General features: G+C 33.3%; 30 protein-coding genes. 12 read left to right on the top strand and 18 right to left on the bottom strand.

Annotation, left to right across the window (positions count from 1 at the left end):
- Positions 1-13 precede the first annotated feature (13 nt).
- From Q0876_RS06845 to Q0876_RS06835, 3 genes are read right to left on the bottom strand one after another with little or no spacing between them, the layout of a single operon-like run.
- Positions 14-355, bottom strand: coding sequence for a hypothetical protein (locus tag Q0876_RS06845; RefSeq protein WP_299225467.1), 342 nt, complete (start codon positions 353-355; stop codon positions 14-16).
- An 8-nt stretch (positions 356-363) separates the two neighbouring features.
- Positions 364-642 (bottom strand): SemiSWEET family sugar transporter, encoded by a 279-nt coding sequence (locus Q0876_RS06840; RefSeq protein WP_299225466.1) that lies wholly within the window; start codon positions 640-642, stop codon positions 364-366.
- A gap of 17 nt (positions 643-659) precedes the next feature.
- A complete protein-coding gene (locus tag Q0876_RS06835; protein ID WP_299225464.1) occupies positions 660-3,620 on the bottom strand; it encodes a leucine--tRNA ligase in 2,961 nt (986 codons plus the stop codon).
- A gap of 122 nt (positions 3,621-3,742) precedes the next feature.
- Here Q0876_RS06835 and Q0876_RS06830 point away from each other — a divergent pair, with 122 nt between their 5' ends.
- From Q0876_RS06830 to Q0876_RS06810, 5 genes are all read left to right on the top strand, one after another.
- Complete coding sequence (locus tag Q0876_RS06830; RefSeq protein ID WP_299225462.1) at positions 3,743-4,621, top strand: ABC transporter permease; 879 nt, start codon at positions 3,743-3,745, stop codon at positions 4,619-4,621.
- 58 nt (positions 4,622-4,679) lie between these two features.
- On the top strand, positions 4,680-4,949 hold the full coding sequence (locus Q0876_RS06825) for a DUF3098 domain-containing protein (RefSeq protein WP_299225460.1): 270 nt from the start codon (positions 4,680-4,682) through the stop codon (positions 4,947-4,949).
- 53 nt (positions 4,950-5,002) lie between these two features.
- Positions 5,003-5,800 carry an undecaprenyl-diphosphate phosphatase gene (locus Q0876_RS06820; protein ID WP_299225458.1) on the top strand — a complete coding sequence of 266 codons (798 nt, stop codon included), beginning with the start codon at positions 5,003-5,005 and terminating at the stop codon, positions 5,798-5,800.
- 1 nt (position 5,801) lies between these two features.
- The gene (gene truB / locus Q0876_RS06815) at positions 5,802-6,491 is read left to right on the top strand and encodes a tRNA pseudouridine(55) synthase TruB (RefSeq protein ID WP_299225457.1); all 690 of its coding nucleotides are present in this window, start codon (positions 5,802-5,804) and stop codon (positions 6,489-6,491) included.
- Between the two features lie 99 nt (positions 6,492-6,590).
- Positions 6,591-7,343 (top strand): hypothetical protein, encoded by a 753-nt coding sequence (locus Q0876_RS06810; protein ID WP_299225455.1) that lies wholly within the window; start codon positions 6,591-6,593, stop codon positions 7,341-7,343.
- Here Q0876_RS06810 and Q0876_RS06805 read toward each other — a convergent pair.
- On the bottom strand, positions 7,340-7,912 hold the full coding sequence (locus Q0876_RS06805) for a thioredoxin family protein (RefSeq protein ID WP_299225453.1): 573 nt from the start codon (positions 7,910-7,912) through the stop codon (positions 7,340-7,342). The genes Q0876_RS06810 and Q0876_RS06805 overlap by 4 nt on opposite strands.
- A gap of 193 nt (positions 7,913-8,105) precedes the next feature.
- On the opposite strand from Q0876_RS06805, the gene Q0876_RS06800 reads away from it, so the two are divergent.
- The 3 genes from Q0876_RS06800 to Q0876_RS06790 are packed head-to-tail and all read left to right on the top strand — an operon-like array spanning position 8,106 to position 9,907.
- Positions 8,106-8,669, top strand: coding sequence for a DNA-3-methyladenine glycosylase I (locus Q0876_RS06800; RefSeq protein WP_299225451.1), 564 nt, complete (start codon positions 8,106-8,108; stop codon positions 8,667-8,669).
- Entirely contained in the window at positions 8,656-9,243 is a 588-nt protein-coding gene (locus Q0876_RS06795; protein ID WP_299225449.1) for a hypothetical protein, read from the top strand. Before Q0876_RS06800 ends, Q0876_RS06795 begins: the two co-directional genes overlap by 14 nt.
- On the top strand, positions 9,224-9,907 hold the full coding sequence (locus Q0876_RS06790) for a DUF2490 domain-containing protein (RefSeq protein WP_299225447.1): 684 nt from the start codon (positions 9,224-9,226) through the stop codon (positions 9,905-9,907). The genes Q0876_RS06795 and Q0876_RS06790 overlap by 20 nt, the downstream gene beginning before the upstream one ends.
- On the opposite strand, the gene aat is transcribed toward Q0876_RS06790, so the two are convergent.
- The 3 genes from aat to Q0876_RS06775 all read right to left on the bottom strand — a co-directional run bounded on the left by aat (position 9,904) and on the right by Q0876_RS06775 (position 11,915).
- A complete protein-coding gene (gene aat, locus Q0876_RS06785; protein ID WP_299225445.1) occupies positions 9,904-10,530 on the bottom strand; it encodes a leucyl/phenylalanyl-tRNA--protein transferase in 627 nt (208 codons plus the stop codon). The genes Q0876_RS06790 and aat overlap by 4 nt on opposite strands.
- A 101-nt stretch (positions 10,531-10,631) precedes the next feature.
- Positions 10,632-11,003, bottom strand: coding sequence for a DUF3127 domain-containing protein (locus Q0876_RS06780; RefSeq protein WP_299225443.1), 372 nt, complete (start codon positions 11,001-11,003; stop codon positions 10,632-10,634).
- Positions 11,004-11,045: 42 nt separating this feature from the next.
- Complete coding sequence (locus Q0876_RS06775) at positions 11,046-11,915, bottom strand: flavin reductase family protein (RefSeq protein ID WP_299225442.1); 870 nt, start codon at positions 11,913-11,915, stop codon at positions 11,046-11,048.
- Positions 11,916-12,069: 154 nt separating this feature from the next.
- On the opposite strand from Q0876_RS06775, the gene Q0876_RS06770 reads away from it, so the two are divergent.
- Both Q0876_RS06770 and Q0876_RS06765 read left to right on the top strand, forming a co-directional pair.
- Entirely contained in the window at positions 12,070-13,233 is a 1,164-nt protein-coding gene (locus Q0876_RS06770) for a HAMP domain-containing sensor histidine kinase (protein WP_299225440.1), read from the top strand.
- A gap of 10 nt (positions 13,234-13,243) precedes the next feature.
- Positions 13,244-13,600, top strand: a complete 357-nt coding sequence (locus Q0876_RS06765) for a hypothetical protein (protein WP_299225438.1) — start codon at positions 13,244-13,246, stop codon at positions 13,598-13,600.
- Here Q0876_RS06765 and Q0876_RS06760 read toward each other — a convergent pair whose 3' ends face one another.
- Together Q0876_RS06760 and greA are read right to left on the bottom strand one after the other, a co-directional pair.
- On the bottom strand, positions 13,601-13,990 hold the full coding sequence (locus Q0876_RS06760; RefSeq protein ID WP_299225436.1) for an HIT family protein: 390 nt from the start codon (positions 13,988-13,990) through the stop codon (positions 13,601-13,603).
- A 117-nt stretch (positions 13,991-14,107) separates the two neighbouring features.
- A complete protein-coding gene (greA, locus tag Q0876_RS06755) occupies positions 14,108-14,581 on the bottom strand; it encodes a transcription elongation factor GreA (RefSeq protein ID WP_299225434.1) in 474 nt (157 codons plus the stop codon).
- A gap of 148 nt (positions 14,582-14,729) precedes the next feature.
- On the opposite strand from greA, the gene Q0876_RS06750 reads away from it, so the two are divergent.
- Complete coding sequence (locus Q0876_RS06750; protein WP_299225432.1) at positions 14,730-15,158, top strand: hypothetical protein; 429 nt, start codon at positions 14,730-14,732, stop codon at positions 15,156-15,158.
- A gap of 74 nt (positions 15,159-15,232) precedes the next feature.
- Here Q0876_RS06750 and Q0876_RS06745 read toward each other — a convergent pair whose 3' ends face one another.
- From Q0876_RS06745 to Q0876_RS06710, 8 genes are all read right to left on the bottom strand, one after another.
- The gene (locus Q0876_RS06745) at positions 15,233-17,416 is read right to left on the bottom strand and encodes a TonB-dependent receptor (protein WP_299225430.1); all 2,184 of its coding nucleotides are present in this window, start codon (positions 17,414-17,416) and stop codon (positions 15,233-15,235) included.
- A 260-nt stretch (positions 17,417-17,676) separates the two neighbouring features.
- Complete coding sequence (arfB, locus tag Q0876_RS06740) at positions 17,677-18,084, bottom strand: alternative ribosome rescue aminoacyl-tRNA hydrolase ArfB (RefSeq protein WP_299225428.1); 408 nt, start codon at positions 18,082-18,084, stop codon at positions 17,677-17,679.
- Positions 18,081-19,637, bottom strand: coding sequence for a DUF4301 family protein (locus Q0876_RS06735; RefSeq protein ID WP_299225426.1), 1,557 nt, complete (start codon positions 19,635-19,637; stop codon positions 18,081-18,083). The genes arfB and Q0876_RS06735 overlap by 4 nt, the downstream gene beginning before the upstream one ends.
- Positions 19,634-20,203: an ATP-binding protein gene (locus tag Q0876_RS06730; RefSeq protein WP_299225424.1), complete on the bottom strand. Its 570-nt coding sequence runs from the start codon at positions 20,201-20,203 to the stop codon at positions 19,634-19,636. Before Q0876_RS06730 ends, Q0876_RS06735 begins: the two co-directional genes overlap by 4 nt.
- Positions 20,155-20,796, bottom strand: a complete 642-nt coding sequence (gene pnuC, locus Q0876_RS06725) for a nicotinamide riboside transporter PnuC (RefSeq protein WP_299225421.1) — start codon at positions 20,794-20,796, stop codon at positions 20,155-20,157. Before pnuC ends, Q0876_RS06730 begins: the two co-directional genes overlap by 49 nt.
- Positions 20,780-21,040 (bottom strand): thiamine-binding protein, encoded by a 261-nt coding sequence (locus Q0876_RS06720; RefSeq protein WP_299225419.1) that lies wholly within the window; start codon positions 21,038-21,040, stop codon positions 20,780-20,782. Before Q0876_RS06720 ends, pnuC begins: the two co-directional genes overlap by 17 nt.
- Positions 21,041-21,046: 6 nt before the next feature.
- Positions 21,047-21,772, bottom strand: a complete 726-nt coding sequence (locus Q0876_RS06715; protein ID WP_299225417.1) for a geranylgeranylglyceryl/heptaprenylglyceryl phosphate synthase — start codon at positions 21,770-21,772, stop codon at positions 21,047-21,049.
- Positions 21,773-22,399 carry a 4'-phosphopantetheinyl transferase superfamily protein gene (locus tag Q0876_RS06710; protein WP_299225415.1) on the bottom strand — a complete coding sequence of 209 codons (627 nt, stop codon included), beginning with the start codon at positions 22,397-22,399 and terminating at the stop codon, positions 21,773-21,775.
- A 69-nt stretch (positions 22,400-22,468) separates the two neighbouring features.
- Between Q0876_RS06710 and ahcY the strand changes: the two genes are divergently transcribed.
- Positions 22,469-23,785: an adenosylhomocysteinase gene (ahcY, locus tag Q0876_RS06705; protein WP_299225413.1), complete on the top strand. Its 1,317-nt coding sequence runs from the start codon at positions 22,469-22,471 to the stop codon at positions 23,783-23,785.
- Between the two features lie 119 nt (positions 23,786-23,904).
- Here ahcY and Q0876_RS06700 read toward each other — a convergent pair whose 3' ends face one another.
- The gene (locus Q0876_RS06700; RefSeq protein WP_299225411.1) at positions 23,905-24,669 is read right to left on the bottom strand and encodes a hypothetical protein; all 765 of its coding nucleotides are present in this window, start codon (positions 24,667-24,669) and stop codon (positions 23,905-23,907) included.
- Between the last annotated feature and the right edge of the window lie 2 nt (positions 24,670-24,671).

Below are 24,671 nucleotides of genomic sequence, written 5' to 3'. Positions count from 1 at the left end.
ATTTTGTCAGTTCTTATTCATTTGAATGAATTACTTTACTAACCAAACTGTCTTTAAAAATGATGATTAGACGACGTTCATTAGTCTCAAAAAAACTAGGTGTTTCCCCTAAACTGTAAACTATGTGGTCTTTACCCTCTAGATTTGATATTGCTGGTGTTCCTAATAATACTAAAATGTCTTGCCTTGATTTACCAAGTAATAACTTACTCTCTATAATATCTTTAGACATTTTATAGCGTTCGGTTGGATTAGTTATCCATTCTGTTTGGTCGAATTTATCTTCGTTGAATGCGATTAGAATGGCACTAATAACGATAGCCAAAAACAATACAGCAACTATTTTCTTAAACATATAAGCGCTTATTTATATTTTCTTTTGCCATACTTTAGTTTAAAGAACAACAATAAAAATGATGACAATGCAGTAACAGTATTAGAAAATATTAATGCTGGACTGTTTAATAGAAAGCCATAAACTAACCAGATAACAATACCACTAAAATATATAGAAAACATTGGCAATGACAATCCCGATACATCTTTAGTTTTCCATGTTTGATACACTTGCGGCAAGAAAGAAACTGTTGTTAAAAAGGCAGCAACAAGTCCTAATATTTCTGTGTTATTTAAATTACTCATTTATTCTAAGCATTTAACTATCCTACAATATTTACTATTTTACCTGGCACTACAATTATTTTCTTTGGTGTACGTCCCTCCAGTTGTGCAATGGTCTTTTCATGTGCCATAACCGTTTTCTCAATATCATCCTTACTCATGTCTAATGGCAATTCTAAAGTAAATCGCATTTTACCATTAAATGAAATTGGATAATTCTTACTACTCTCAACCAAATGTTTCGCTTCAAAAATTGGAAAAGATGCCGTCGAGATCGACTCATTATTTCCTAAACAGGACCATAACTCTTCAGCAATATGTGGTGCGTATGGTGAAATTAAAATAAGTAAAGGCTCTAAAATAGATGTGCTCGTACACTTTTGCTGCGTCAATTCGTTGACAGCAATCATAAAGGTAGACACAGACGTATTAAATGAGAAATTCTCGATATCTTCTTCAACTTTCTTAATGGTTTTATGAAGTGTTTTTAAGTTGTCTTTTGATGCCTCTGCATCATTCACTCTTATACCATTATCGTCAACATACAATTTCCAAAGCTTCTTTAAAAACCCATGAACACCTGTAATACCTGCTGTATTCCAAGGTTTGGCTTGCTCTAATGGCCCTAAGAACATTTCGTATAATCGCAAACTATCAGCACCATATTGGTCGCAAATGGCATCAGGATTTACCACGTTGTATTTGGACTTGGACATTTTTTCGACTTCGCGCCCTACTTTATAAACACCATCTTCCAATATAAATTCTGCATCTTTAAATTCTGGTCTCCAATTTTTAAACGCCTCAATATCTAATTCGTCAGATGCATTTACATATTCTACAGGGATATATGTTGAACTCATTGGAGTCATTAAATGTAATTCCTCTTTTTCAATTTTACTTAATAAATTCTTATCTATATATGATTTTACAACATCAATTATTAACTCTTCATTTCCTGTAAGGGTTTGATTATAATCTTCCTTAGAGATAAATAAAGGCTTTTTATTTAAAATTACATTTTTAGTTGCTCTATCTATTATTGAATAAAACACAAAATACCCAAAAGCACTTGTACCCAAAATCATCCCTTGATTAATCAACTTTTTAAACGGTTCATCCACACCAACAAAACCTCTATCTTTTAAGAATTTTACCCAAAAGCGTGCGTATAACAAATGACCTGTAGCATGTTCGCTTCCACCTATATACAGGTCGACATTTTCCCAATACTTCAAAGCGTCTTCTGTAGCAAAAGCGTCATCACGATGGGCAGCTTCTTCCATATATCTAAAGAAATACCATGAGCTTCCTGCCCAACCTGGCATGGTGTTCAATTCTAACGGAAATACAGTCGTATGGTTTATCTTATCATTAGAAACAACAGAATTACTTTCGGTACACCAAGCCCAAACATCGGCACGTCCTAAAGGCGGCTCTCCTTCTTCAGTTGGTAAATACTTTTCGACCTCAGGTAGCACGATTGGTAAGTGTTGTTGGTCTATCATTTGAGGTTTACTATTAACGTAGTATACCGGAAACGGTTCGCCCCAATAACGCTGACGTGAAAACACAGCATCTCTTAATCTGTAATTGGTTTTGCCTTTGCCTTGTCCTAATCGTTCTAACTCGTAAATGACACGCTTAGTTGCTTTTTTATAGTTCATTCCGGTTAAGAAATCACTATTAGCAATTACAGTTTTATCTTTATCGGCAAATGCTTCTTCAGAAATATCAACACCATCGAAAATATTTGGAATTGGAATCTTAAAATGCTTTGCAAAATCGTAATCACGTTGATCACCACAAGGTACAGACATAACTGCTCCTGTTCCATAGCCAGCTAACACATAATCGCCAATCCAGATTGGAATAGGCTCTTTAGTAAATGGATGTTCGGCATAAGCACCTGTAAAGGCTCCTGAAATTGTTTTTACGTCTGCCATACGATCTCGTTCGCTACGTTTAGCTGTTGCTTCAACATAAGCTTGAACGGTTCCTCTTTGCGCTTCGGTTGTTATTTTTGTCACCAATTCGTGCTCTGGTGCTAAGGTCATGAACGATACGCCAAAAATAGTATCAGGTCGTGTGGTAAAAACTTCAATGACCTCATCATGATCATTGATATTAAATGTTACCGCAGCACCAACCGATTTTCCTATCCAGTTGCGTTGACTTTCTTTAAGCGAATCAGTCCAATCAATAGTATCTAATCCTTGAAGTAAACGTTCAGCATAGGCAGAGATACGCATACTCCATTGCGTCATTTTCTTCCTGACCACTGGATGTCCGCCACGTTCGGACACACCATTTACAATTTCATCATTCGCTAGAACCGTTCCTAAAGCAGGACACCAGTTCACTTCGGTTTCGGCCAAATAGGTCAACCTATATTTTAATAGAATGTCTTGTTGTTCTTCCGTAGAAAAGTCTTTCCAATCTTCAGATGAAAACAATACCACATCATCGTCACAGGCTGCATTAATGCTTGAATTACCCTCAATCTCAAATACAGATGTCAATTCTGAAATTGGCCTAGCTTCATTAGCGTCATTACAATAATACGATTCGAATAACTGAATAAAAATCCACTGTGTCCACTTATAATAGTCTGGATTACTGGTTCGTACTTCTCTACTCCAATCAAACGAAAATCCAATTTGATCTAACTGCCTACGATAGGTTTTTATATTCGTTTCTGTAGTAATTGCTGGATGCTGACCTGTTTGAATTGCATATTGTTCAGCTGGCAAACCAAAACTATCGTAACCTTGAGGATGTAAAACATTGAATCCTTTATGGCGTTTGTATCGCGCATAAATATCACTAGCGATATAACCTAACGGATGACCAACATGTAATCCTGCTCCACTAGGATAAGGAAACATATCTAATACGTAATATTTGGGTTTATGGCTGTTATTTTCAGCTTTAAAGGTTTGGTTATCTGCCCAGTATTTTTGCCATTTGGCTTCAATCTCGTTAAAATGGTAACTCATGGTTTTTCCGCTAATTAAAACGGCAAATTTAAAGGTATTACAACACATTTAAAAGTTAATCGTTGTAATACTCTAGATAAACAAATTGTTTTTTATTTTTACAGCATAAATCCAATACTTTTATGAGTTCCTCTTTTGACAGATATCAAAAACGAAAGCTAATTTCTTCATACTTTTCTGTAGTGATTAGTATTGCATTGGTATTATTTCTTTTGGGATGTTTAGGCTTATTGGTATTGAATGCAAAAAAAGTAGCAGATCATTTTAGAGAGCAAGTGGTGGTTACTATTTATTTGAATGATTCGGCAAAGCAAGTAGAAATCGATCAGCTGGAAAAGAGTTTGGCTATGGCAGATTATACTAAAACAACCGAATACGTATCAAAAGAACAGGCTGCTGAGCTTATGAAGGCTGAAACTGGTGAAGATTTTATGGATTTTGTAGGTTACAACCCATTACAAAACTCTATTGATGTTTACCTGAAAGCTGATTATGTAACCAATGAAACTTTAAATGGAATCACTGAAGAACTCGCCAATAAAAAGTTCATTGAAGATATTAGATATGACAACGATTTGGTTGAACTGATGAACAACAACGTTAAAAAAATAACGTTTTGGGTGTTACTCCTCAGTGCCGTATTTACATTAATTGCCGTGTTATTGATTAATAGTTCTATTCGATTAGCAGTCTATTCAAAGCGCTTTATTATCAAAACCATGCAAATGGTTGGTGCAACAAAACGCTTTATCAGAAAGCCTTTTGTGTTTAAGAGTATTCAACTTGGTGTCATTGGTGCTGTAGTTGCGTTGATAGGTATGACTGTCGTTTTATATTACCTTAATAGAACGTTCCCTGAGTTAGAACTTACGCAAAGACCTATTTTGATTGGTGCCTTATTTATTGGTATTTTCTTACTTGGCATTATCATTACTTGGATTAGCACCTTTATTGCCACTCAGCGATTCTTAAACTTGAAAACAGACCAATTATACTATTAATATTTTATTAAGAATTAGCTTAAAAAAATCTTTTATATTTACATCATCACTATATATCATGGGAGAACAAAAACGTAAAGAAACCTCTAAAAACGAATTTATCTTTGGTAAAAGAAACTACAAATTCATGCTTATTGGTCTAGGCTGTATTGCGCTAGGGTTTATATTAATGTCTGGTGGTGGAAGCGATGATCCAAATGTTTGGAATCCTGATGTATTTAATATGAGGCGTATAAGAATTGCACCAACTTTAGTATTACTTGGCTTTGGTATTCAAGTGTATGCCATCCTATTAAACCCGAATAAAGATTCAAAACCTAAATCCTAACAAATTTCGCCACATTTGATCTGTTGGTTGAACTATTTTGATATTTTTGCCACATGGATATTATCGATTCTATTGTATTAGGAATTATTCAAGGGCTTACTGAATTCCTTCCTGTTTCTTCTAGTGGTCATCTGGAGTTAGGCAAAGCTGTTCTTGGCGATAATTCGGTTCCTAAGGAGAGTCTTTTATTTACTGTTGTTTTGCATTTTGCAACGGCATTAAGTACTATCGTTGTTTTTAGAAAAGATATTATTGATATTCTCAAAGGCATTTTAAAACTTGAATGGAATGACGATTTACAATTCATTTCAAAAATTGCACTTTCTATGCTTCCTGCTGTTTTTGTTGGACTTTTCTTTGAAGAGCAATTAGAGCAATTATTTGGTGGTAATATTTTACTTGTAGGTTGTATGCTTATTGTAACAGCTGCCTTATTGTTTTTAGCTGATAGAGCAAAAGACACCAATAAAAAAGTGAGTTTTGGAAACGCATTGATCATAGGTGTCTCACAAGCTATCGCTATGCTTCCAGGAATTTCAAGATCTGGAGCTACAATATCTACTTCTGTTTTATTAGGAAACGACAAGACCAAAGCTGCACGCTTTTCATTTTTGATGGTAGTGCCTCTAATCTTTGGGAAAATTGTTAAAGATGTGTATAGTGGTGAAATAAGCTACGAAACCTCAAACTTCACGTCACTAAGTGTAGGTTTTATTGCTGCATTTATTTCTGGCTTATTCGCCTGCACGTGGATGATTGCTTTGGTAAAGAAAAGTAAACTCTCATATTTTGCTATTTACTGCGTTGCTGTTGGTGTTACAGCTATTATATTCTCTTTACTAAATATCTAATATGAAGACTGCTGAAGATTTTCAATCTGGTCAGGTGTTACTGATTGACAAACCCTTACATTGGACGTCGTTTCAAGCAGTTAATAAATTGCGATGGGAAATTAGACAAGCCTTCAACATCAAAAAAATTAAAGTTGGTCATGCTGGTACATTAGACCCATTAGCTACAGGATTGCTAATCATTTGTACAGGAAAAATGACGAAGCAAATCAACACGTTTCAAGGGCAAGATAAAGAATATACTGGTACATTTATTTTAGGAAGCACAACGCCTTCATACGATCTAGAGACTGAAATTGATAAAAATTATCCAACAATACATATTACAGAAAATCTAATTAGAACAACCACACATCAATTCATCGGACGTATCGAACAATTCCCTCCTGTGTTTTCTGCTATAAAAAAAGACGGAAAGCGCTTATACGAATTTGCTAGAGCTGGCGAGAAAGTAGAGGTCAAATCACGTTCGGTAAATATCTCTGAATTTGAAATTACGGCAATACACGATCTGAAGGTTAATTTTAGAGTTGTATGTAGTAAAGGCACATATATTAGATCTTTAGCTCATGATTTTGGGAAAGCTTTAAACTCTGGAGCACATCTTTCTGCTTTGCGGAGAACAAAAATTGGTAATTTTGACGTTAACGATGCCTTTTCTCCTGAAGATTTTATTGAGCAACTACCATAGTGTTTTCTGCTAATACTAATTAAAATTAAAGCCTTTTAATCTATTTTTTATATTTTAACGTATATAATTATACCAACTATAACTAAAAAATTAACCTATTTGAGCTTCATTCATAAACATAAAGCATTGCTTATAACGTTACTTATTTCTGGAACGATAGTTTTTACTATGTTTAGTTTTCATATTAAACAACACACTCAATTTGTTTCTGAAAATTATTATGAAATAGAGCCGCAAACCATTGAAGAATTAAAACAGCTTGAGGCTCTTGAGGCTATGGAGAAAGCTAAAGCCGAAACTAACCAAGCCTTCAATGAGGATGAAGAATTTAAAGAAATGATGAAAAACTTTAAATCTATGTCTGATGATGATCTTAATGAAACTACTCAAGAGCAAGAAGAATCTATTGAAGACGTTTCAGAGACTCCAAATAACATACTTACTTCAAACACTTCATATAATAACTCCAAAGCTTACGCTGTAAAAGAAAAAGAACGTCAATCGTTTAATAAGGCTAAAGATATTTTAGCTATGCATTCACCTAAAAAATCGGAAGAAAAAAGCAAAGGTAACCGAAATAGTAGCGTGTCGTTTTCACTGAGAAATAGAGATAAAATAAAACTTCCTCCTCCTGTTTACTTATGTGAAGTAACTGGGAAAATCATAGTAAACATAACTGTAAATTCAAATGGCGTAGTTACCGATACTTATATTAACTCTTCATCGTCATCAAACAACCAATGTTTAATAGACCACGCTTTAGAATACGCTAAAAATGCTGTTTTTTCTTCAGATGCAAACACCAAAAGTCAAATAGGCTCTATCACCTATTATTTTAAAGGGAAAAACTAAACTCCTAAAAGATTCATTAGGTCACTAATAATGTTCTGCCCTTTATCTTTATTATACCAAACTTGTAAATCTTCTTTAAATTCTGGCGTAAGACTACCATGCTTTGCCTTGTATTTGTTTACCATTTTGGTAGCTTCACTAGGTCTAGGTCCAAATGTATTAATCACTTCATGATTAGTATTGTCGATCATGATCAACTTAGCAATTGCTCGTCCGCCATTGGTTAGAAATTGAGACATAAGCTCATCATTTTCATCTCTAAAGACAAGCTTTAAGTCAATATAATCTGAAAGTGCTGCAACTTTATTAAGTACAGGAATAACATGTGCTGCATCACCACACCAACTTTCAGTAATAACCAACCAAGTAATGGGTTTATGATAACCAGAAACTTTTTCTTTAACGTCTTCAGTAAGCTTTACCGTTTTATCCCAACGCTTCATTCGCCTATCGTTGAGCATGGTATAATTGATTAGAGCTTCGGTTTTTTCATTACCTGAGGTAGACCCTTCTAACACTAATTGGTGTACTAAAATGCGATAGTCTTGATAAGAAATTGCCTTTTTCAAGCTATCATTTATAATGCTTTTTATCGATATGTTTTTCAACGTGATCCTATTATTTGAGTCTGCAATTTAGGGTAACAAAATTCAATGAGAAATGATTAAAATCATAAAATCATTATTAATTGTTCTTTAACCAATCACTAAGACGAATTATTAATCAAAAACTTACTATTTTTAAACTTCAATATACTTTATTATGGAAAAACATAGATGCGGATGGTGCGTAGGCGATACTCTTTACGAAACTTATCACGATAACGAATGGGGCGTTCCTGTAAAAGATGACCATACACTGTTTGAATTTTTGATTTTAGAAACCTTTCAAGCTGGTTTAAGTTGGATCACTGTTTTGAGAAAACGTGAAAATTTCAGGAAAGCATTTGACCATTTCGATTATAAAAAAATAGCCAAATACGATCAAAAAAAAATTGACGATTTACTTCAAGATGCAGGTATTATTAGAAATAAGCTCAAAGTAAATGCTACCGTCACTAATGCACAAGCATTCATGAAAGTTCAAGAAGAATTTGGTTCATTTTCAAAATATATTTGGAATTTTGTAAATGGTGTCCCTATTAAAAACACATTTAGAGATTACCGAAATGCTCCAGCCAATACTCCTTTGAGTGATACCATTAGCAAAGATTTGAAAAAACGTGGTTTTAAATTCGTAGGAACTACAGTAGTATATGCTCATATGCAAGCTACTGGAATGGTTAATGATCATGAAACAAATTGTTTTCGATATGATGAAGTTTAATTCGGTTTCCCTTTTAATAACATTCCTCTTTGTGGTAAATAGTTTTGCCCAAACCAAAAATGAAAAAGAATCGAGAATACAATTAACTGAATTTCCTGAAAAAGCTAAAGCTACATTAAGTAAAATACCTGAAAAAGCTAAGCGAATTAGACATTACAGAGAAACTGATGGTGATAAATTGAGTTTTGAAAGTAAATTTAAGTATCGAGGAAATTGGTTTAGTGTTGAATTTAATAATAAAGGCTCTATAGAAGACATTGAAATTTTAGTGAAAGAAAAAGAACTGAGCACTACTATAAAATCGCATATAAAATCATATCTAGATGGCAATTCAGACTCATATGAGATCATTAAAATCCAAGAACAATACAACTATTCTGAAACTGTTTTGGAAACTCAGTTTTTGAGTTCAATCTTGGAGCAAAGAGATGAACTTTCTTCAAATTATGAGGTTATTGTCGCTTTAAAGTCAGCCAAAATATGGGTTATTAAAGAAATGACTTTTAACTCCAACGGCAAGTTTTTAAACGCAAGAGTATTACAACAAGACAGTTATGAATACATTATGTACTAAAGTCATCAGCTTTGTTTTTTTGTTTGTATCTGTTGGTGTTAATGCTCAGAATGATACTGAAGTATTCAGTGAAAATGCGTTTGCTTTAAGGCGTAACTTCAATAACACTTACAGTACTAATTTTGAATTAAGCACACGTGCTTTCATTTATACAAATAATGAGCTTTTATATAAGACTAGGCAAATTCAAATTGCTCACTTCTCTACGTTAAAACTGAATTTAAAGAGTAGTGTAGCTCTTGGTTTGATGTATAGAAATCGAGGTGCTTTTGAAGACTCAAGCAACGAGATTAGACTCACCCAACAGTTCAATAAAAAATCTATTTTCAAAACTTTACGTTTTGGTCATCGTTTTAGAAGCGAACAGCGATTCTATGATTCTTTTACTGCATTTCGATTTAGATATAGACTGGCATTAGATGTTCCCTTACAAGGTTTAAAACTAGATGTAGGTGAAACTTATTTTATTGTTTCAAACGAAGGGTTATTTACGAGCGCGCATTCATTCAAACCTGAAATTGAATATCGTCTTTCTCCCTCTATTGGTATGCTTTTATCTGATGATTTGAATATAGAGCTAGGGTTAGAGCTCAGATTGGATAGGTTAAATATTACAACTGAAGAGACACTGTTCTTCAACACATCAATAGAGTTAAAGATTTAATTTAAAAACGTTAAAAATTCAGCTCTAGAAATGTCTTCAGCACCTAAACTCTCTAGGTGATTGGTATAGACTTGACAGTCTATTAATTTATAGTTTGCGTTTTGAACAAATGTAATAAACCCTACTTTGCTTGCATTACTTACTTTACTGAACATACTCTCACCACAAAACACACCATTATTGATATCTACACCATACAATCCACCAACCAGATCATCACCCAGCCAAACTTCAATTGACTTGGCAAAACCTTTCTTATGTAGTTTGATATAAGCTTCTTTTAGGTTATCAGTAATCCATGTGCCTTGCTGGCCATCTCTCTTAATTTTTGAACAGTTATTAATTACTGCTTCAAAAGCTTTATTAATAGTGACCTTAAAATCATTATTTCGTAGAACTTGCTTCATACTCTTTGAGATTTTTAATTTTTCTGGAAACAATACAAAACGTGGGTCAGGTGACCACCATAATATAGGTTCTTCAACATCAAACCATGGGAAAATTCCACTTTCGTAGGCTAGTATTAACCGTTTGAGTGACAAATCGCCTCCAACTGCAAGTAAGCCTTCTCTTGAAGCCTCAGAGACCTCAGGAAATATAATGTCTTTTGTTAAAAATCTCATAGCACTGTAGTATATTGTTTTTAAATTAAAAAACCTCAATAATTCTATTGAGGTTTTTAATGTCTTAATAAAGAAACTTTATTAGCAGCGCTTTTGCATTTCTAGAAAGGAAGATCATCATGATCCTCTTCATTTAGATTAGTTGCTGGTTCAAATGCTTCAGTTGGTGCTACTGGTGGCATATTATCTGCCGCAGCTTGAAGACCTTCTATTCTCCATCCTTGTACTGAGTTAAAGTATTTTGTTTCACCTTGTGGATTCACCCATTCTCTACCTCTAAGATTAATATTAACCTTTACATTTTGTCCAACTTGAAAGTTATTTAACAAATCTGTTTTGTCTTGAACAAATTCAACCAAAATATGTTGTGGATATTGTTCTTCTGTAGTTACTACCAATTCTCTCTTTCTAAACCCATTACTTCCAAACGTTTGAGTTTCGCCAATCATTTTGATTTTTCCTTGTACTTCCATTTTTATTCTTACTTATATTTAATTTTAGATTGTTCTTCTATATTACGATAATAATAATTTCCACGCACTATCAACGTCTCCATAACTTAAATAGTTTCTGGCAATTTTATGCTTTTCACGATGAGACATTTCTTTTATATTAGGATAGCGCTCACTTACTGTATTGATAAATTCGTTTATATCCTCTTTTGTTGGTAGGACTTCTACATTGCCCAACATTCCTAAATCATTCCCTGTTAGAATCATACTGTTCCTAACAGTTGAAGGCATTGCATCAACACCAATTCCTAAAGTAGAAATAGGCTTTGGAATTTCAAAAAATCCTTTTTTTGCTCTATTGTAATAACTCCCACCTGCTCTGGCTACCAAATCTAATTTTTCTTGAACTATAGTTTGCTTGTCGTCTAAAACAGAATCGTCGATATGCAACTTTAGCACCTCACAGATGATCAAATTTCCAGCACCTCCTTCATTTCCAAGTTTTATGATATCGTTTACTTTACACTCAAACTGAACAGGTGACTCCGCAACTCGATATGGTTTTACTGTATCAGACTCTAACATCGTTAGACCTGATTTTTTAAACTCATTCACGCCTTTTGGGTACTCAGTACTACTTAACGACATTTGTTGCACAATATCATAGTTCACCACATTAATTACGACCTCTTTTGTTGCTTCAGCATTTTCTAAGGTATGCTTCGTAGTATTATTTCTCACGCGTCTTGCTGGCGAGAATATTAGTATTGGTGGATTAGCACTAAATACATTGAAAAAACTAAAAGGTGATAAATTGGGGTTTCCTTCAAGGTCCAATGTACTAGCAAAAGCGATAGGTCTGGGAGCTACTGCACTTAGCAAGTATCCATGTAGTCGCCCTGTTGATATGTCTTTTGGATTAAAGGATGCCATTTCTGATCATGTTTCTTCTCTTAAATACAAACATTTCAAGATATTGAAATGCAAATGTAACCATATTGTAAATGTTATAAAAATGAATTCACCACATCAGAACACAATATTATTAACATAAATCCTTTATATTTAAGATTCAAAATTATAGTTAATGGCACTTACCATAAACCGAAATATGAAGCGTTGGAGCATTATAGCGACATCGTTTATAATCATTTCGTTAATTCTCTGGAATACCTATACGTTTTTTCAACATTTTAAAGCTGAAGAGCGAACCAAAATGGAAAATTGGACGTTTGCTTTCAGCGAATATTCTAAAAACTTTTTTGAAAGCGATGCAGAGATAAATCCCGTTGCTGAACATATTGTTATAGACTCAACTGTAACAACACCTATGCTTTTGGTTGATTCACTTCATAATGTGATTAGCTCAAGAAATCTAGATGAAGAAAAAATCAAAGATTCTACTTATCTTAAAAGCCTTATTTTAAAACTCGAAGCTGAAAACCAACCCATTCAAACCGATTATCTAGACCATCAAACTAGCATATTATATTATGGTAATTCTCCACTTTTGAATAAATTAAAATACTACCCTTTAGCCTTACTTTTAATTATATTTTTATTTGCAGCTGTAGCTTACTTCTTTTACAAAAGTGCAAAAACTGCCGACCAGAATAAACTCTGGACTGGTATGGCTAAAGAAACAGCCCATCAAATTGGCACGCCGTTATCATCACTTGTAGGTTGGACCGAAATTTTAAGAAATGAGAGGGTTAATCCCGAATACCTAATAGAAATTGAAAAAGATATTTCGAGATTACAAACCATAACAGATCGTTTTAGTAAAATTGGATCTGTGCCTACGTTAGGGAAAACAGATATTGTTAAAGAAACCATAGATTCTTTTGAGTACCTTAAAACTAGATCTTCAAAATTAATTGATTTTGAAATCACCTCTCCAAACCACAATCTGTACGTAAATCTCAATCAACAATTGTATAGCTGGACTATTGAAAATTTAGTAAAAAATGCCATTGATGCTATGAAAGGTAAAGGCACATTGAAGCTTGCCATTACCAATGATGATAAATATGTGAAAATTACTGTTCAAGACACTGGGAAAGGAATTTCAAAACAAAACTACAATGCTATTTTCCAACCAGGTTATACCACAAAAAAGCGTGGTTGGGGATTGGGTCTTTCTTTAGCTAAACGAATTATAGAAGATTATCACAACGGAAAAATTAAAGTTCTCCATTCTGAAATTGGAAAAGGAACTACAATGCAAATTTCATTAAAATTACTATCTTGATTTAATAATCATGAAAAAACAACAATATTTTACGTTAAAGGAAGTAAGGCTTAATAACAATTGTCCTGAGTGTTACTCTAATGAAGGTTTAGAACTAACTTTTAAGCAAAAATTTGTTGAAAATGCATTCTACAAAGCAATTACAGAAGAGACCAAAAACGAAATGTATTGCCACACATGCCATACCACTATTTTTCCTGTAAGATGGACTGATGATATTGAGCAAGTGGTAGCTTATCAAGAACGAGCCATAAATCCTAAACCCAAATCTTTAAAATTAAAACAACTGGCTTGGGTAGTTATACTACTTGATGCTATTCTGCTTGTTGTGATTTTACTTTTTATAACTGGAATACTTTCGTTCTAACTACAAAAACGATGCAATTCTAACTGCTATAGCGTCAAACTCTTCTTTTTCTAAACTTACTTTATTTAAGAAACGTGCATCCTCCATAGTATTAAGAGGAATCAAGTGCACATGTGCATGTGGAACTTCTAAACCGATAACAGTCATACCAACACGTTTGCATAGAACTGCTTTTTCTATAGCTATGGCTACTTGACGAGAAAATTCTAATAAGCCATGATAAGACGCTTCATCAAGATCAAATATTTTATCTACTTCTTTTTTAGGAATACATAGTGTGTGACCTTTAGCATTTGGATTAATATCTAAAAAAGCTAAGTAATCTTGGGTTTCGGCAACTTTGTAACAAGGAATTTCACCAGTGATGATTTTTGTGAATATTGATGCCATGGTATCTTTATTAGAGTCTCTATAAAGATAAAAAAGATTCCTTTAGATGAGGAATCTTTTATCTGAATATATAATTAAGTAGATGCTTTAAAGACAAATACGGTCTCAAATCAAAATCTATCTACTGATCTCTATAATATCAAATTTCATTATCCCATTAGGCACTTGCACCTCAGCAACTTCTCCAACAGATTTTCCTAATAACCCTTTTCCTATAGGTGAATTCACAGAAATCTTACCTGAAGCTAAATCTGCTTCACCATCAGCAACTAAAGTGTAGGTCACTTCCATTCCATTGGTTTGGTTTTTTATCTTCACTTTAGATAACACCAATACTTTAGAGTTATCTAATTGTGATTCATCAATTAAACGAGCTCCAGATAATGTTTCCTCAAGTTTTGAAATCTTCATCTCTAATAATCCTTGTGCCTCTTTAGCGGCATCATACTCTGCATTTTCACTTAAATCACCTTTATCTCTAGCTTCAGCTATGGCCTGAGATGCCTTTGGACGCTCGATATCTTTGAGTTGTCTTAACTCATCTCTTAACTTTTTTAATCCTTCAGCAGTATAATAAGATACTTTACTCATAGTTCAATCGTTTAATAGTAAAAAAGAATCCGAAATTTATTCAGAATAAAAAAAAATCTCGCCCACACGAGATTTAAAATACAAAGATACAAAATATTTATTTCAACCTTTAAAATATTGTAAATTGCGCTCAAAATTTAATGACACTATGAAAAATATTCTCATCATTTTAGCTCTTGTAATTTTAACCAGTTGCAAAAATGACGACGACAACGTAAATAATTGTAATTTTTTACTAAATGTTAATGTTAGTGCAACACTTAATCTTAATCTGCCAGAATACAGTCAGCTAATGTTTTCTACAAATTCTGTCTATGTACCTAATCAAGGAAACGCTGGTATTTATGTTACCAATATTGGCAATGATAACTTTAGAGCTTGGGATGCTTCAGATCCTAATCACGCGCCAAATGGCTGCTCACTACTTGCCTTAGATGGTATTAAAGTTATTTGTGGTTGCCCAGATGAAAATGAATACGATTTACTTACAGGCCAAGCCTTTGGAGAGGAATTACCGTGTGGACTTAGAGAATATCGCGTTACATTATCTGGATCTAATTTGATCGTTAGTAATTAAGACAAGCAGAAAACACTCAAACTATTCGTTTGAGTGTTTTCTTTAATGAGGCCTTTACCTCATAAAAAAACTTCTTAAAAATTCAAGCTTAGTCCTAATAAAAAGTTAGTCGTTGCTTGCGGATAGAATCCAGCAAAATACCCAGTTGAAATCCCTGTGGTACTTGATGAGTCTTCAAAATCAAATGATCCAAAATATCCATTGGACACATATTTTTCGTTTAATATATTATTTACCAATCCAGAAAATACAATTGACTTAAAGATTGATTTAGGCTTCCATTCATAAGTCACGTTAAAATCATTAATAAAATAGCTGTCTAACTTAGAATCTGGGTTTTCGGTATTCCCCATAAATTGCTCTCCAACATACTTACTCAATAACGACATTTGAAACCCTTCTCTTGGTTGAAATACCAAAGCATTAGCTGCAATGAATTCTGGAGAAAATGAAATGTCAGTTTCACCTAAATTAAATAATCGACCATTGACAGACTCAAAAGTTTCAGCATTTTTATTTGAGCTTAAGGTAAAATTGGGCTGTACAGAGAATTTTTCGGTAATAGCTATTGTTGCATCGACTTCTAAACCTAAACGGTAACTATCACCACTATTAGCTCTAATTGGGTTTCCAACGTTATCTATTTCGCCCGTTAAAACCAACTGTTCGTTGTATAGCATATAATAGCCATTAACATATATTCTGAATTTTTGAGCATTGTGTCTCCAGCCGAATTCAAAATCATTAAGTTGTTCTGGCTTAACTGTTTCATTATTTTCAAAATCATCTCTATTAGGTTCTCTATTTGCTCTTGCATAAGAAAAATATAAGCTGTTTTTATTGTTGAATTTATATGTAACTCCAGCTTTAGGATTGAAAAAACTATAACTTTCATCAACATTAAATGGGATTCTATCAGAAGTTAAACCTGAAGTTTCATAACCTACCAAACGCAATTGCAAGTCGCCATATAGACTTATTTTATTGTTAACACGATAGGTTGCTTTAGAAAACACACTAAAATCTGATTTTTGACCATTACCTTCATAATATCGATCTCTAATTTCACTATTACTAGCAAATTCAGACCAGATAATCTCCCCAAAATGATCGCCATCATAAAAACTGTAAGACGTTCCAAAGATCAAATTAATTTGATTGTCTTTATAGTTTGCACTAGTATTAATTACATAAAAATCATTGTCTAACCATCGCCTTCTAATCAAATCTGTAGTGCTTATAGTTTCACCGCCGATTTGTAACGGCGTCAAGTTATAATCTGAAAAGTCTTCATCTTCACGATATTGCTCAAAATAACCTCTTCCATAGGTGTAATTCAAACCAATATTTGTTGACCACCTATTATTATAACGCTGATTCCAATGCAATTGATAATGGTCTTGATTATAATTATCAACCTCATTATCATAAAAACGTGTGTTACCATTAACATCGGTATAAATACCAGAAGGATTAAAGGTTCTATTCGTAGCTAAAGTTTCAGCATCTATACCATTCCAAGCTTGATAAGTCACTTCTTGACCACCAAAAACCAAAGCTTTGATAAGGGTATTGTTGTCGATATAAGAAGCCTGAAGGAAATAAGATTTTAAATCTGTTTCAGCTCGATCTATATAGCCATCAGATCTAATATTTGATAAACGTCCAGCAATTTCAATATGATCATTTAATAATCCTGTACTGTATTTGATGGTATGCTTTCTAGTATTAAAACTTCCAAAAGAATTTGAAATTTCACCTTTAGCTTCATTTGAAACCGCATCTGTTAACACATTAATACTGGCACCAAAAGCTCCAGAGCCGTTGGTAGATGTTCCAACACCTCGTTGTAATTGTAAGCTTTCTACTGAAGAAGCAAAATCACCTAAATTAACCCAAAATGTACCTAACGATTCGGCATCATTGTAAGGAATTCCATTTATGGTCACATTAGTTGATTGTGCATTGATCCCACGCACTCTAATCCCTGTATACCCAACTCCAGCTCCAGCATCTGTAGTAGTTACAACTGATGGTAAAAAGTTTAAAAGCACCGGAATGTCTTGCCCTAAGTTACGCTTTGCCAATTCTTTTTTAGTGACATTAGTGTGCGTAATTGGTGAAGTAGCCTCTACTCTAACAGCTTTAACGAGAACTTCGTCTAATTTTTCTACCTTAGTAGAATCTTGTTTTTGCTCTTGTGAAAATGTATTATACGAAAGTATAAAAAGAAATAAAAAAGCGAATAAATTTTTCATACGACTATATGTAAATAATCGAATAAAAGAGGTCATTATTCTTGGTTAAAAATTAAAATTTGAACGTTGCCTTAGAATACAAATAAAGCATTTCTACCTGTAAAATATTCTATTTCATTGACGTTCGTTTTCCTAAACAGCATTACCTGTTCTAGGTTCAATGGGTATGATCTCAGCCGATAATAGGCACCCCTTTTTGAGAACGATGCAAAGATAAAATAGATTTATCATTTGAGCATCAATAACGACCAACTTTTTATTCAACTAATTTCTGGAGGTTTTCTATTGGCCTTCTTTTCAGCATTTTTGCGTTTATTAGTCAAGCGCTTTTTTATAACCGCCTTTGGTGTTTTGGTTAGAATTCGTTCTTTGTCTTCAATTAAATTTGTTTTAATAAATTCTAAAAACCGCTGAATTATTATAGCTTTATTACGGTGTTGGCTTCTACTCTCCTCGCATTGCATAATGAGCACACCTTCTTTTGTCAATCTAGTTTGAATGCGTTTATTAAGCTGTTCTTTTTGACTTATGGTTAAGGCTTCAGACTCTTGCACGTTAAAATTCAACTCAATCTTTGATGATGTTTTATTAACGTGTTGACCTCCTGCTCCCGAACTTCTTATAGCTTTAAAACTAAGTTCGTTCAATATGGCTTTTTCATCTATCATTTAATTTGATGCGGTGCTTTTAATAAATCATTTACCGTTTTAACCGGGTTGAATGTTATAAGAGGAACTTCTACAAAAATAGTATTCCAGTTAGCCATGCTACCATTCCAAAGCCCTGGAAGCTCTAATGCTTTAAGATCTTTTCCTGTTTTGGTTTTCATGGTTATAAAAGCTGCTTTAGCATCTACAAATTTCTTAAGATCAAACTTTTCTCCTTTTTGATTTTTGATTCCGCACACCAAATCAACTGGATTAAAATGTGTTGCGTTCTTTAATATATCCTTTTGATGCTTGCTCTTCTTATTGATTTGTGCAGATTCAACAATTTGAAGTGAAATATTGCCACTTTCGTCTTTAATCCAAAAAGGACCTCCTCCTGGTTCTCCTTCATTTTTCACCATTCCACAAACTCGAATGGGTCTATTCAATTTTTCAGCCAAATACTCAATTTGATATTTAAGTGAATATTTTTCAAATTCAGCGCTTATTTTAACGTTCATCTTATTAACTAAAAATTCGCCAATTTCAATAAGCTCTTCTTCTGAAAGTTGGCTGGTCTCTAATTTTTTTAAATATGAAAAAGCCCGTTCCTGCACCTCTAATAAGATACCTGCTAATACTTTTTTATACTTAGCAACTTCATCTTTATACTTGTAAGTTACGACGTTATCAATATTTTTTATAAAGATGATATCTGCATCTAAATCATTCAAGTTTTCTATCAAAGCGCCATGACCAGAAGGTCTAAAAAGCAAAGATCCGTCATCGTCTCTAAAAGGTTTATTCTTTGGCGTCACCGAAATGGTATCTGTAGATTCTTTTTGGTATGAGAACGAAATATCGAACTTAGATCCCGTTTTATCTTCAACTTTCTTTTCTATTCGTGTAAATTCTTCATCAAATTTATGATTGTATCTTTCAGATATTGTAAAGTGTAATTTTGTTGCTTCGTTACTTGACGAATACAATGCAGACTCATAAAGATGCTCTTCAAAAGCCGTAGAAATAATTTGGTTTTTATATTTATGGAATGGTAATAATCCTTTTGGATAATTACCATAATTCAACTTTGTAGTATCTAACATCATCTCTACAAATTTTAATCTTTGCTTATCGATAGATAGTGTATTAAAATCTGAATGTGATTCTTGAAGTTTTTCTTGTACGATGTGGTAAAATGGAAATTTATCTAAACCAATAAAAAATATAGATAAGTCTTTATTTTTACGCCTATTGATATAAGAATTTATACTTTCCTTATCAACATTGTACTCATCTAAGAATTGAAATAAAAATTTAAACATTCGTGTTGCTGCTCCAGAGGCAGGGACAAATTTCAAAATTGAAATTGCATTCTTTTTTTCTTCAAATTGTGAGATAAAATACTGTATTTCGTTAGCTGTTAACTGTGAAATTCCATCGCCAATTGTAGCTTCGGCAACTAAGTTTGTGTAAGGGAGACCGTTTTCAAAAAGTTTAATTTGTTGTTGAACCTTTTTTAAGGAAATACCTTTATGTTCAATTTGTTGTATGTCTTCAGTAGAAAAATTCAATGTAATGGTGTTAATAGTTTGTCAATTTGGGCTTTACAGATATTCAATCGCTCCTCAAAATTCCCTTTTATAGTAACATAAGGCTTATTGGCTTGAATTAGCGCTTGTTCAAAAGCTATAAACATCTGTGATCTTTGGTTTGGTAAATCTCGAATTCCATCTGCTTTCCAAACCGTGTCAATATAAGTCAAAAAATATAAATCGTATGTGTTTTTTTGAGCATATTTTTTTACCAATCGCGGACAGAAACCATCATAATAAAATTCTGAATAGACTTGTGTTTCAAGTAAATCTGTATCACAAATCAAAAGTTTATTGGCTTTTTCTAATTGTTCATTTTCTAGATTCATTTGGCCAATCGCAATTGGAATAACATCGGCTTTAGACAATACTTTATTTTGTCTAGCTTGAGCATATATTCGTGAAAACTCTTCAACAACTACCGTGTCATAGTGTTCAGCCAATGCTCTAGCCAAAGAGGTTTTACCTGTAGATTCCGGGCCATATAAAACAACTTTTATACAGTTTGGGTTAGCGCTTGCGATTTGTTTAAACTTTTCTTCCATACTAAATAGCCTTGTATTGCTAAAATGGTAAATATTAAGTATTGTAAAGATAACATTCCCCAACCTCTATATGCATAAAGTGGTACTGTGATAATATCAGCAAAAATCCAAAGTGTCCAATTTTCTAATTTTTTATTTGCCATAAACCACATAGCAGTAAAAAATACTCCAGATGTGAAAATATCAATATAATTAGATGTATTTATTTCTGTTCCGTAAACCTTGTAAATCAAATAAGTGACCATCATGGTTAATAGAAACATTCCGAATCCGATCATCTTTTCCCTTATATTTGTACGAGAGATAGGAATAATATATTTATTGTCTTTTTTTCTTGACCAATTCCACCAACCATAAAGACTCATTATTGAGTAATAAAAGTTCATCATCATGTCACCCATCAATTCATCATGCAAAAAAATATATACCGTAATGATTGTTGCGACAAGTCCAGTTGGATACACTAAAATATTCTCTTTTTTAGCATATACAACACTAGCAATACCAAAAAAGAAAGCAATAGCTTCAAGGGTAATTAGATGAATTGGCCTATTTTGATAGGTTACAAAAAAGAACTCAAAAATGTGGCTCATAGTTATATCTGTCTGATTTAACGATTTTCATATGAAGCAATCCATTTTCAATCATTTCAAATGTTTCTTTGATTTCAACAGTAAGTACTTGCATTACCTCATCATAATTACCATAAACTTGTGTGCTTAACGGGTTTTCGAGAACTTTTAAATTTGATGACCTTAGTTGCTTTATGAAGTGAATGATTGCAGGCTCGTAATTGTCGTGTAATGGTGTAAGCGTTAATTCTACAGAAATAGTCATAGTTAGTTATCGTTTTAAATCATCAAAAAAAGAGTCGTTTTCTTCAAAAGCGGTACCAATAACAACTACATCTGCTCCTGCTGCATAAGCTTGTTGTAATTGTACTTTACTTCTAATACCTCCACCTACTATTACAGGAATACTTAGTTCTTGCTTTACTAAATTAATCATTTCAGTTGGTACTGGATGTAAGGCTCCGCTTCCAGCTTCAAGATAGATAAGCTGCATTCCTAATAATTCGCCTGCCTTTGCTGTATCAATTACTTGACGTACATGTGTTCTTGATATAGGTCTTGTTTGGGTCACTCTTTCAACTGAAGTTGGTTTGCCATTTTCAATTAATATATATCCTGTTGGAATTACTTCTAAATTAGACCTTTTTATTTTTGAAACAGCTTGTATGTGCTTCCCAATAAGATAATCAGGATTATCACCTGATATTAAAGATAAAAACAACAAGGCGTCAGCTTCGTCTGTGATTTGTGTTACGTCACCAGGAAATAAAACAACAGGTAATTGAGTAAGCTGTTTTATATGCTTTACTAAAATCTCAGTACTATCATCATCAACGATACTTCCACCTACGAATATATGCGTAGTAATAGATTTATTGAGCTTTTGCATAAACATCTTTAACTGCTCAAGTTTCATTTTATCCGGATCAATTAAAACGGCTAATTGTCTTTTATCTCTTGAAACATTGTGCAATATGTTGTTGTAAATAGCTTTCATCTAAGTCGTCACAAATGCACAAGTAAACCCTTCAAACTCTAAAAAATGTGTATGGTATCTATATTTTTGCCCTTTATAATCTATCCATGCTATAGTCTCTCCGTCTTTTAGCTTAAATGGGATGACCAAAAAATGTGCTCTAAATAACATGCCAGGTGTGGCAAACAGTTTATAGAGTGATTCTTTAATTCCCCATATAACAGTTAACTTTTTAATATAAGTTTCATGCTTTTTATTAAGGTAATTAAATTCGTAGTCCACAAACTTTTTAGCTATAATCGCAATTTTTTGGCGTTGTTTTTCAATATCTATACCAACTTCAGTTTCACTAATAATCACCCCAGAGAATATAAATGAATGGGTAATAGAAATATGTTTACCATCTTTTAAATGTGGTTTACCATTATCATCATAATATAAATCCTGATCGGTATAACCAAAATCCCTCAACAAATGGCGCACACTTAAAAACCCACGTTGATGTAACTCACTTTTCATTCCAAGGACACGTTCTAAACTATTGGATTTTAAATTCAAAGGCTTCATTAAATCTTCATAAGACTCTGTAATCTTCCAGATTTTAACAGTAGTTTGTGAGTTTGGATGAATAGTTTTATAAAGTGGCATTTAATTATCTGAAACTTAATGGTTATCTTTGCATTCGCAAAACGCAAATATAGATACAAAGATATAATTATGAATACAAAAACATCGACTTACGTACCTTATAAAGTAAAAGACATGTCTCTTGCAACTTGGGGAAGAAAGGAAATTGAATTAGCAGAAGCTGAAATGCCAGGACTAATGAGTCTTCGTGAAGAATATAAAGACTCTCAACCGCTTAAAGGTGCTAGAATTGCAGGATGTTTACATATGACCATTCAAACTGCTGTTTTAATCGAAACTTTAATAGCATTAGGTGCAGAAGTTACTTGGAGTTCTTGTAATATATTCTCTACTCAAGATCAAGCTGCTGCTGCAGTTGCCGATGCTGGAATACCGGTTTATGCTTGGAAAGGAATGAATGAAGAAGAATTTGATTGGTGTATTGAACAAACGTTATTCTTTGGAGAAGACCGCAAACCATTAAATATGATCTTAGATGATGGTGGTGATCTAACCAATATGGTTTTAGATAAATATCCTGAATTAGCTGAAGGCATCAACGGATTATCTGAAGAAACTACTACTGGTGTTCACCGTTTGTATGAACGTGTAAAGAATGGAACACTTCCAATGCCAGCTATTAACGTGAACGACTCGGTTACGAAATCAAAATTTGATAATAAATATGGATGTAAAGAAAGTGCAGTTGATGCCATTCGTCGTGCAACCGACATTATGTTAGCAGGAAAACGTGTTACTGTATGTGGTTATGGTGATGTTGGTAAAGGCACTGCTGCGTCTTTTAAAGGTGCTGGAAGTATTGTAACAGTGACTGAAATTGACCCAATCTGTGCTTTACAAGCCGCTATGGATGGTTTTGAAGTCAAACGATTAGAAACCGTAATTGGAAATTCTGATATTGTAATTACCACCACAGGAAATAAAGACATCGTTCAATCGCAGCATTTTGAAGCTTTAAAAGACAAGGCCATTGTTTGTAATATTGGTCATTTTGACAATGAAATTGATATGGCTTGGCTGAATGACAACCATGGTAACACAAAAGTTGAGATCAAACCTCAAGTAGATAAGTATACGGTTAATGGGAAAGACATCATTATTTTAGCTGAAGGTCGTTTAGTGAATTTAGGCTGTGCAACTGGTCATCCTAGTTTTGTAATGAGTAACTCATTTACAAACCAGACCTTAGCTCAAATTGAATTATGGAATAATGCGGATGCTTATGGAAACGATGTATACATGTTACCAAAACATTTAGATGAAAAAGTGGCAAAATTACACCTAGAGAAAATTGGTGTTGAGCTCACTGAATTACGTGATGATCAAGCAGAATATATTGGTGTCACTAAAGACGGACCTTTTAAACCAGAACATTACAGATATTAAAAAGATAACTCTCAAAACATTAAAACCCTTACAGCAATGTGAGGGTTTTTTGTTTGGCATAATTTGAATTAATATAACGTCGCTTCGAATGAACAAGTATGAGGAATTGTATCGAGAAGTTAATACCCATTCACCAACAATTGTTTAGCCCCTTTTAACCCACATTTTTGATAATGATTATATGCTTTTGCTGCACGAAGACTAATTTCTTTATCTGTTTCATTTAGAATCCAACCATCAATAGCCCATTTTAAAGTATAGGCTTCAGGCGCCATTAAACCATTGGTCCAAACCAAAGGGTTTGCTTCGGTTTGTTCTAAATATGGCTTAAAATAATCCTTACTAATACATGCCAAAATAATAACATCTCGTTTATTGGTGTTAATGGGTTTAAAATTCCCTTCAACATCAAATTCCATGAGTCCATCATGACCAATATAAGATACCAATTGTGCATCGCCTCCAAAGGTGATTTTTTGACCATTATAGGTTAATTCTATTTTATTTCGTCCAGCGGATGCTTCTAGAAAATCTATTGTAGTTTGCTTAATATATTTTCCGTCATAGGCATCAGCTAAAAGATAAGTGTTGGTTGCCTTGTGTTTAAACAATACGCGTTCAAGAATATGATTAGTGATATCTTTTTCTGAAGAAAGTAATGACCAGTCTTTACTATTCTTAAAATAGGTCTTCACACCATAAAGCGCAGACCAATACAAATTGCTTTTAATGTCTTGACCATTCCCTAGTTTTGCTGGAACAGGAACGATGCCTTGATTAACATTATCACATAGCGCTACAAACACATGAATGGTTTTTGGTTGAGATTGTGAAAACCCAAAGTGTACGGCTGCAAAAAACAGTATGAATAGAAATCTTTTCATAG

Source organism: uncultured Psychroserpens sp. (assembly GCF_947503375.1).
Lineage (GTDB): Bacteria > Bacteroidota > Bacteroidia > Flavobacteriales > Flavobacteriaceae > Psychroserpens.
The sequence above is the reverse complement of the archived record's forward strand: the minus strand, read 5'-3'. Positions and strand labels throughout refer to the sequence as shown.

What these genes read in the sequence shown, in the direction of transcription:
- Q0876_RS06845 (WP_299225467.1), bottom strand. Translation starts at nt 355, where the DNA reads ATGTTTAAGAAAATAGTTGCTGTATTGTTTTTGGCTATCGTTATTAGT.
- Q0876_RS06840 (WP_299225466.1), bottom strand. Translation starts at nt 642, where the DNA reads ATGAGTAATTTAAATAACACAGAAATATTAGGACTTGTTGCTGCCTTT.
- Q0876_RS06835 (WP_299225464.1), bottom strand. Translation starts at nt 3,620, where the DNA reads ATGAGTTACCATTTTAACGAGATTGAAGCCAAATGGCAAAAATACTGG.
- Q0876_RS06830 (WP_299225462.1), top strand. Translation starts at nt 3,743, where the DNA reads ATGAGTTCCTCTTTTGACAGATATCAAAAACGAAAGCTAATTTCTTCA.
- Q0876_RS06825 (WP_299225460.1), top strand. Translation starts at nt 4,680, where the DNA reads ATGGGAGAACAAAAACGTAAAGAAACCTCTAAAAACGAATTTATCTTT.
- Q0876_RS06820 (WP_299225458.1), top strand. Translation starts at nt 5,003, where the DNA reads ATGGATATTATCGATTCTATTGTATTAGGAATTATTCAAGGGCTTACT.
- truB (WP_299225457.1), top strand. Translation starts at nt 5,802, where the DNA reads ATGAAGACTGCTGAAGATTTTCAATCTGGTCAGGTGTTACTGATTGAC.
- Q0876_RS06800 (WP_299225451.1), top strand. Translation starts at nt 8,106, where the DNA reads ATGGAAAAACATAGATGCGGATGGTGCGTAGGCGATACTCTTTACGAA.
- Q0876_RS06795 (WP_299225449.1), top strand. Translation starts at nt 8,656, where the DNA reads ATGATGAAGTTTAATTCGGTTTCCCTTTTAATAACATTCCTCTTTGTG.
- Q0876_RS06790 (WP_299225447.1), top strand. Translation starts at nt 9,224, where the DNA reads ATGAATACATTATGTACTAAAGTCATCAGCTTTGTTTTTTTGTTTGTA.
- aat (WP_299225445.1), bottom strand. Translation starts at nt 10,530, where the DNA reads ATGAGATTTTTAACAAAAGACATTATATTTCCTGAGGTCTCTGAGGCT.
- Q0876_RS06780 (WP_299225443.1), bottom strand. Translation starts at nt 11,003, where the DNA reads ATGGAAGTACAAGGAAAAATCAAAATGATTGGCGAAACTCAAACGTTT.
- Q0876_RS06775 (WP_299225442.1), bottom strand. Translation starts at nt 11,915, where the DNA reads ATGGCATCCTTTAATCCAAAAGACATATCAACAGGGCGACTACATGGA.
- Q0876_RS06770 (WP_299225440.1), top strand. Translation starts at nt 12,070, where the DNA reads ATGGCACTTACCATAAACCGAAATATGAAGCGTTGGAGCATTATAGCG.
- Q0876_RS06765 (WP_299225438.1), top strand. Translation starts at nt 13,244, where the DNA reads ATGAAAAAACAACAATATTTTACGTTAAAGGAAGTAAGGCTTAATAAC.
- Q0876_RS06760 (WP_299225436.1), bottom strand. Translation starts at nt 13,990, where the DNA reads ATGGCATCAATATTCACAAAAATCATCACTGGTGAAATTCCTTGTTAC.
- greA (WP_299225434.1), bottom strand. Translation starts at nt 14,581, where the DNA reads ATGAGTAAAGTATCTTATTATACTGCTGAAGGATTAAAAAAGTTAAGA.
- Q0876_RS06750 (WP_299225432.1), top strand. Translation starts at nt 14,730, where the DNA reads ATGAAAAATATTCTCATCATTTTAGCTCTTGTAATTTTAACCAGTTGC.
- Q0876_RS06745 (WP_299225430.1), bottom strand. Translation starts at nt 17,416, where the DNA reads ATGAAAAATTTATTCGCTTTTTTATTTCTTTTTATACTTTCGTATAAT.
- arfB (WP_299225428.1), bottom strand. Translation starts at nt 18,084, where the DNA reads ATGATAGATGAAAAAGCCATATTGAACGAACTTAGTTTTAAAGCTATA.
- Q0876_RS06730 (WP_299225424.1), bottom strand. Translation starts at nt 20,203, where the DNA reads ATGGAAGAAAAGTTTAAACAAATCGCAAGCGCTAACCCAAACTGTATA.
- pnuC (WP_299225421.1), bottom strand. Translation starts at nt 20,796, where the DNA reads ATGAGCCACATTTTTGAGTTCTTTTTTGTAACCTATCAAAATAGGCCA.
- Q0876_RS06720 (WP_299225419.1), bottom strand. Translation starts at nt 21,040, where the DNA reads ATGACTATTTCTGTAGAATTAACGCTTACACCATTACACGACAATTAC.
- Q0876_RS06715 (WP_299225417.1), bottom strand. Translation starts at nt 21,772, where the DNA reads ATGAAAGCTATTTACAACAACATATTGCACAATGTTTCAAGAGATAAA.
- Q0876_RS06710 (WP_299225415.1), bottom strand. Translation starts at nt 22,399, where the DNA reads ATGCCACTTTATAAAACTATTCATCCAAACTCACAAACTACTGTTAAA.
- ahcY (WP_299225413.1), top strand. Translation starts at nt 22,469, where the DNA reads ATGAATACAAAAACATCGACTTACGTACCTTATAAAGTAAAAGACATG.
- Q0876_RS06700 (WP_299225411.1), bottom strand. Translation starts at nt 24,669, where the DNA reads ATGAAAAGATTTCTATTCATACTGTTTTTTGCAGCCGTACACTTTGGG.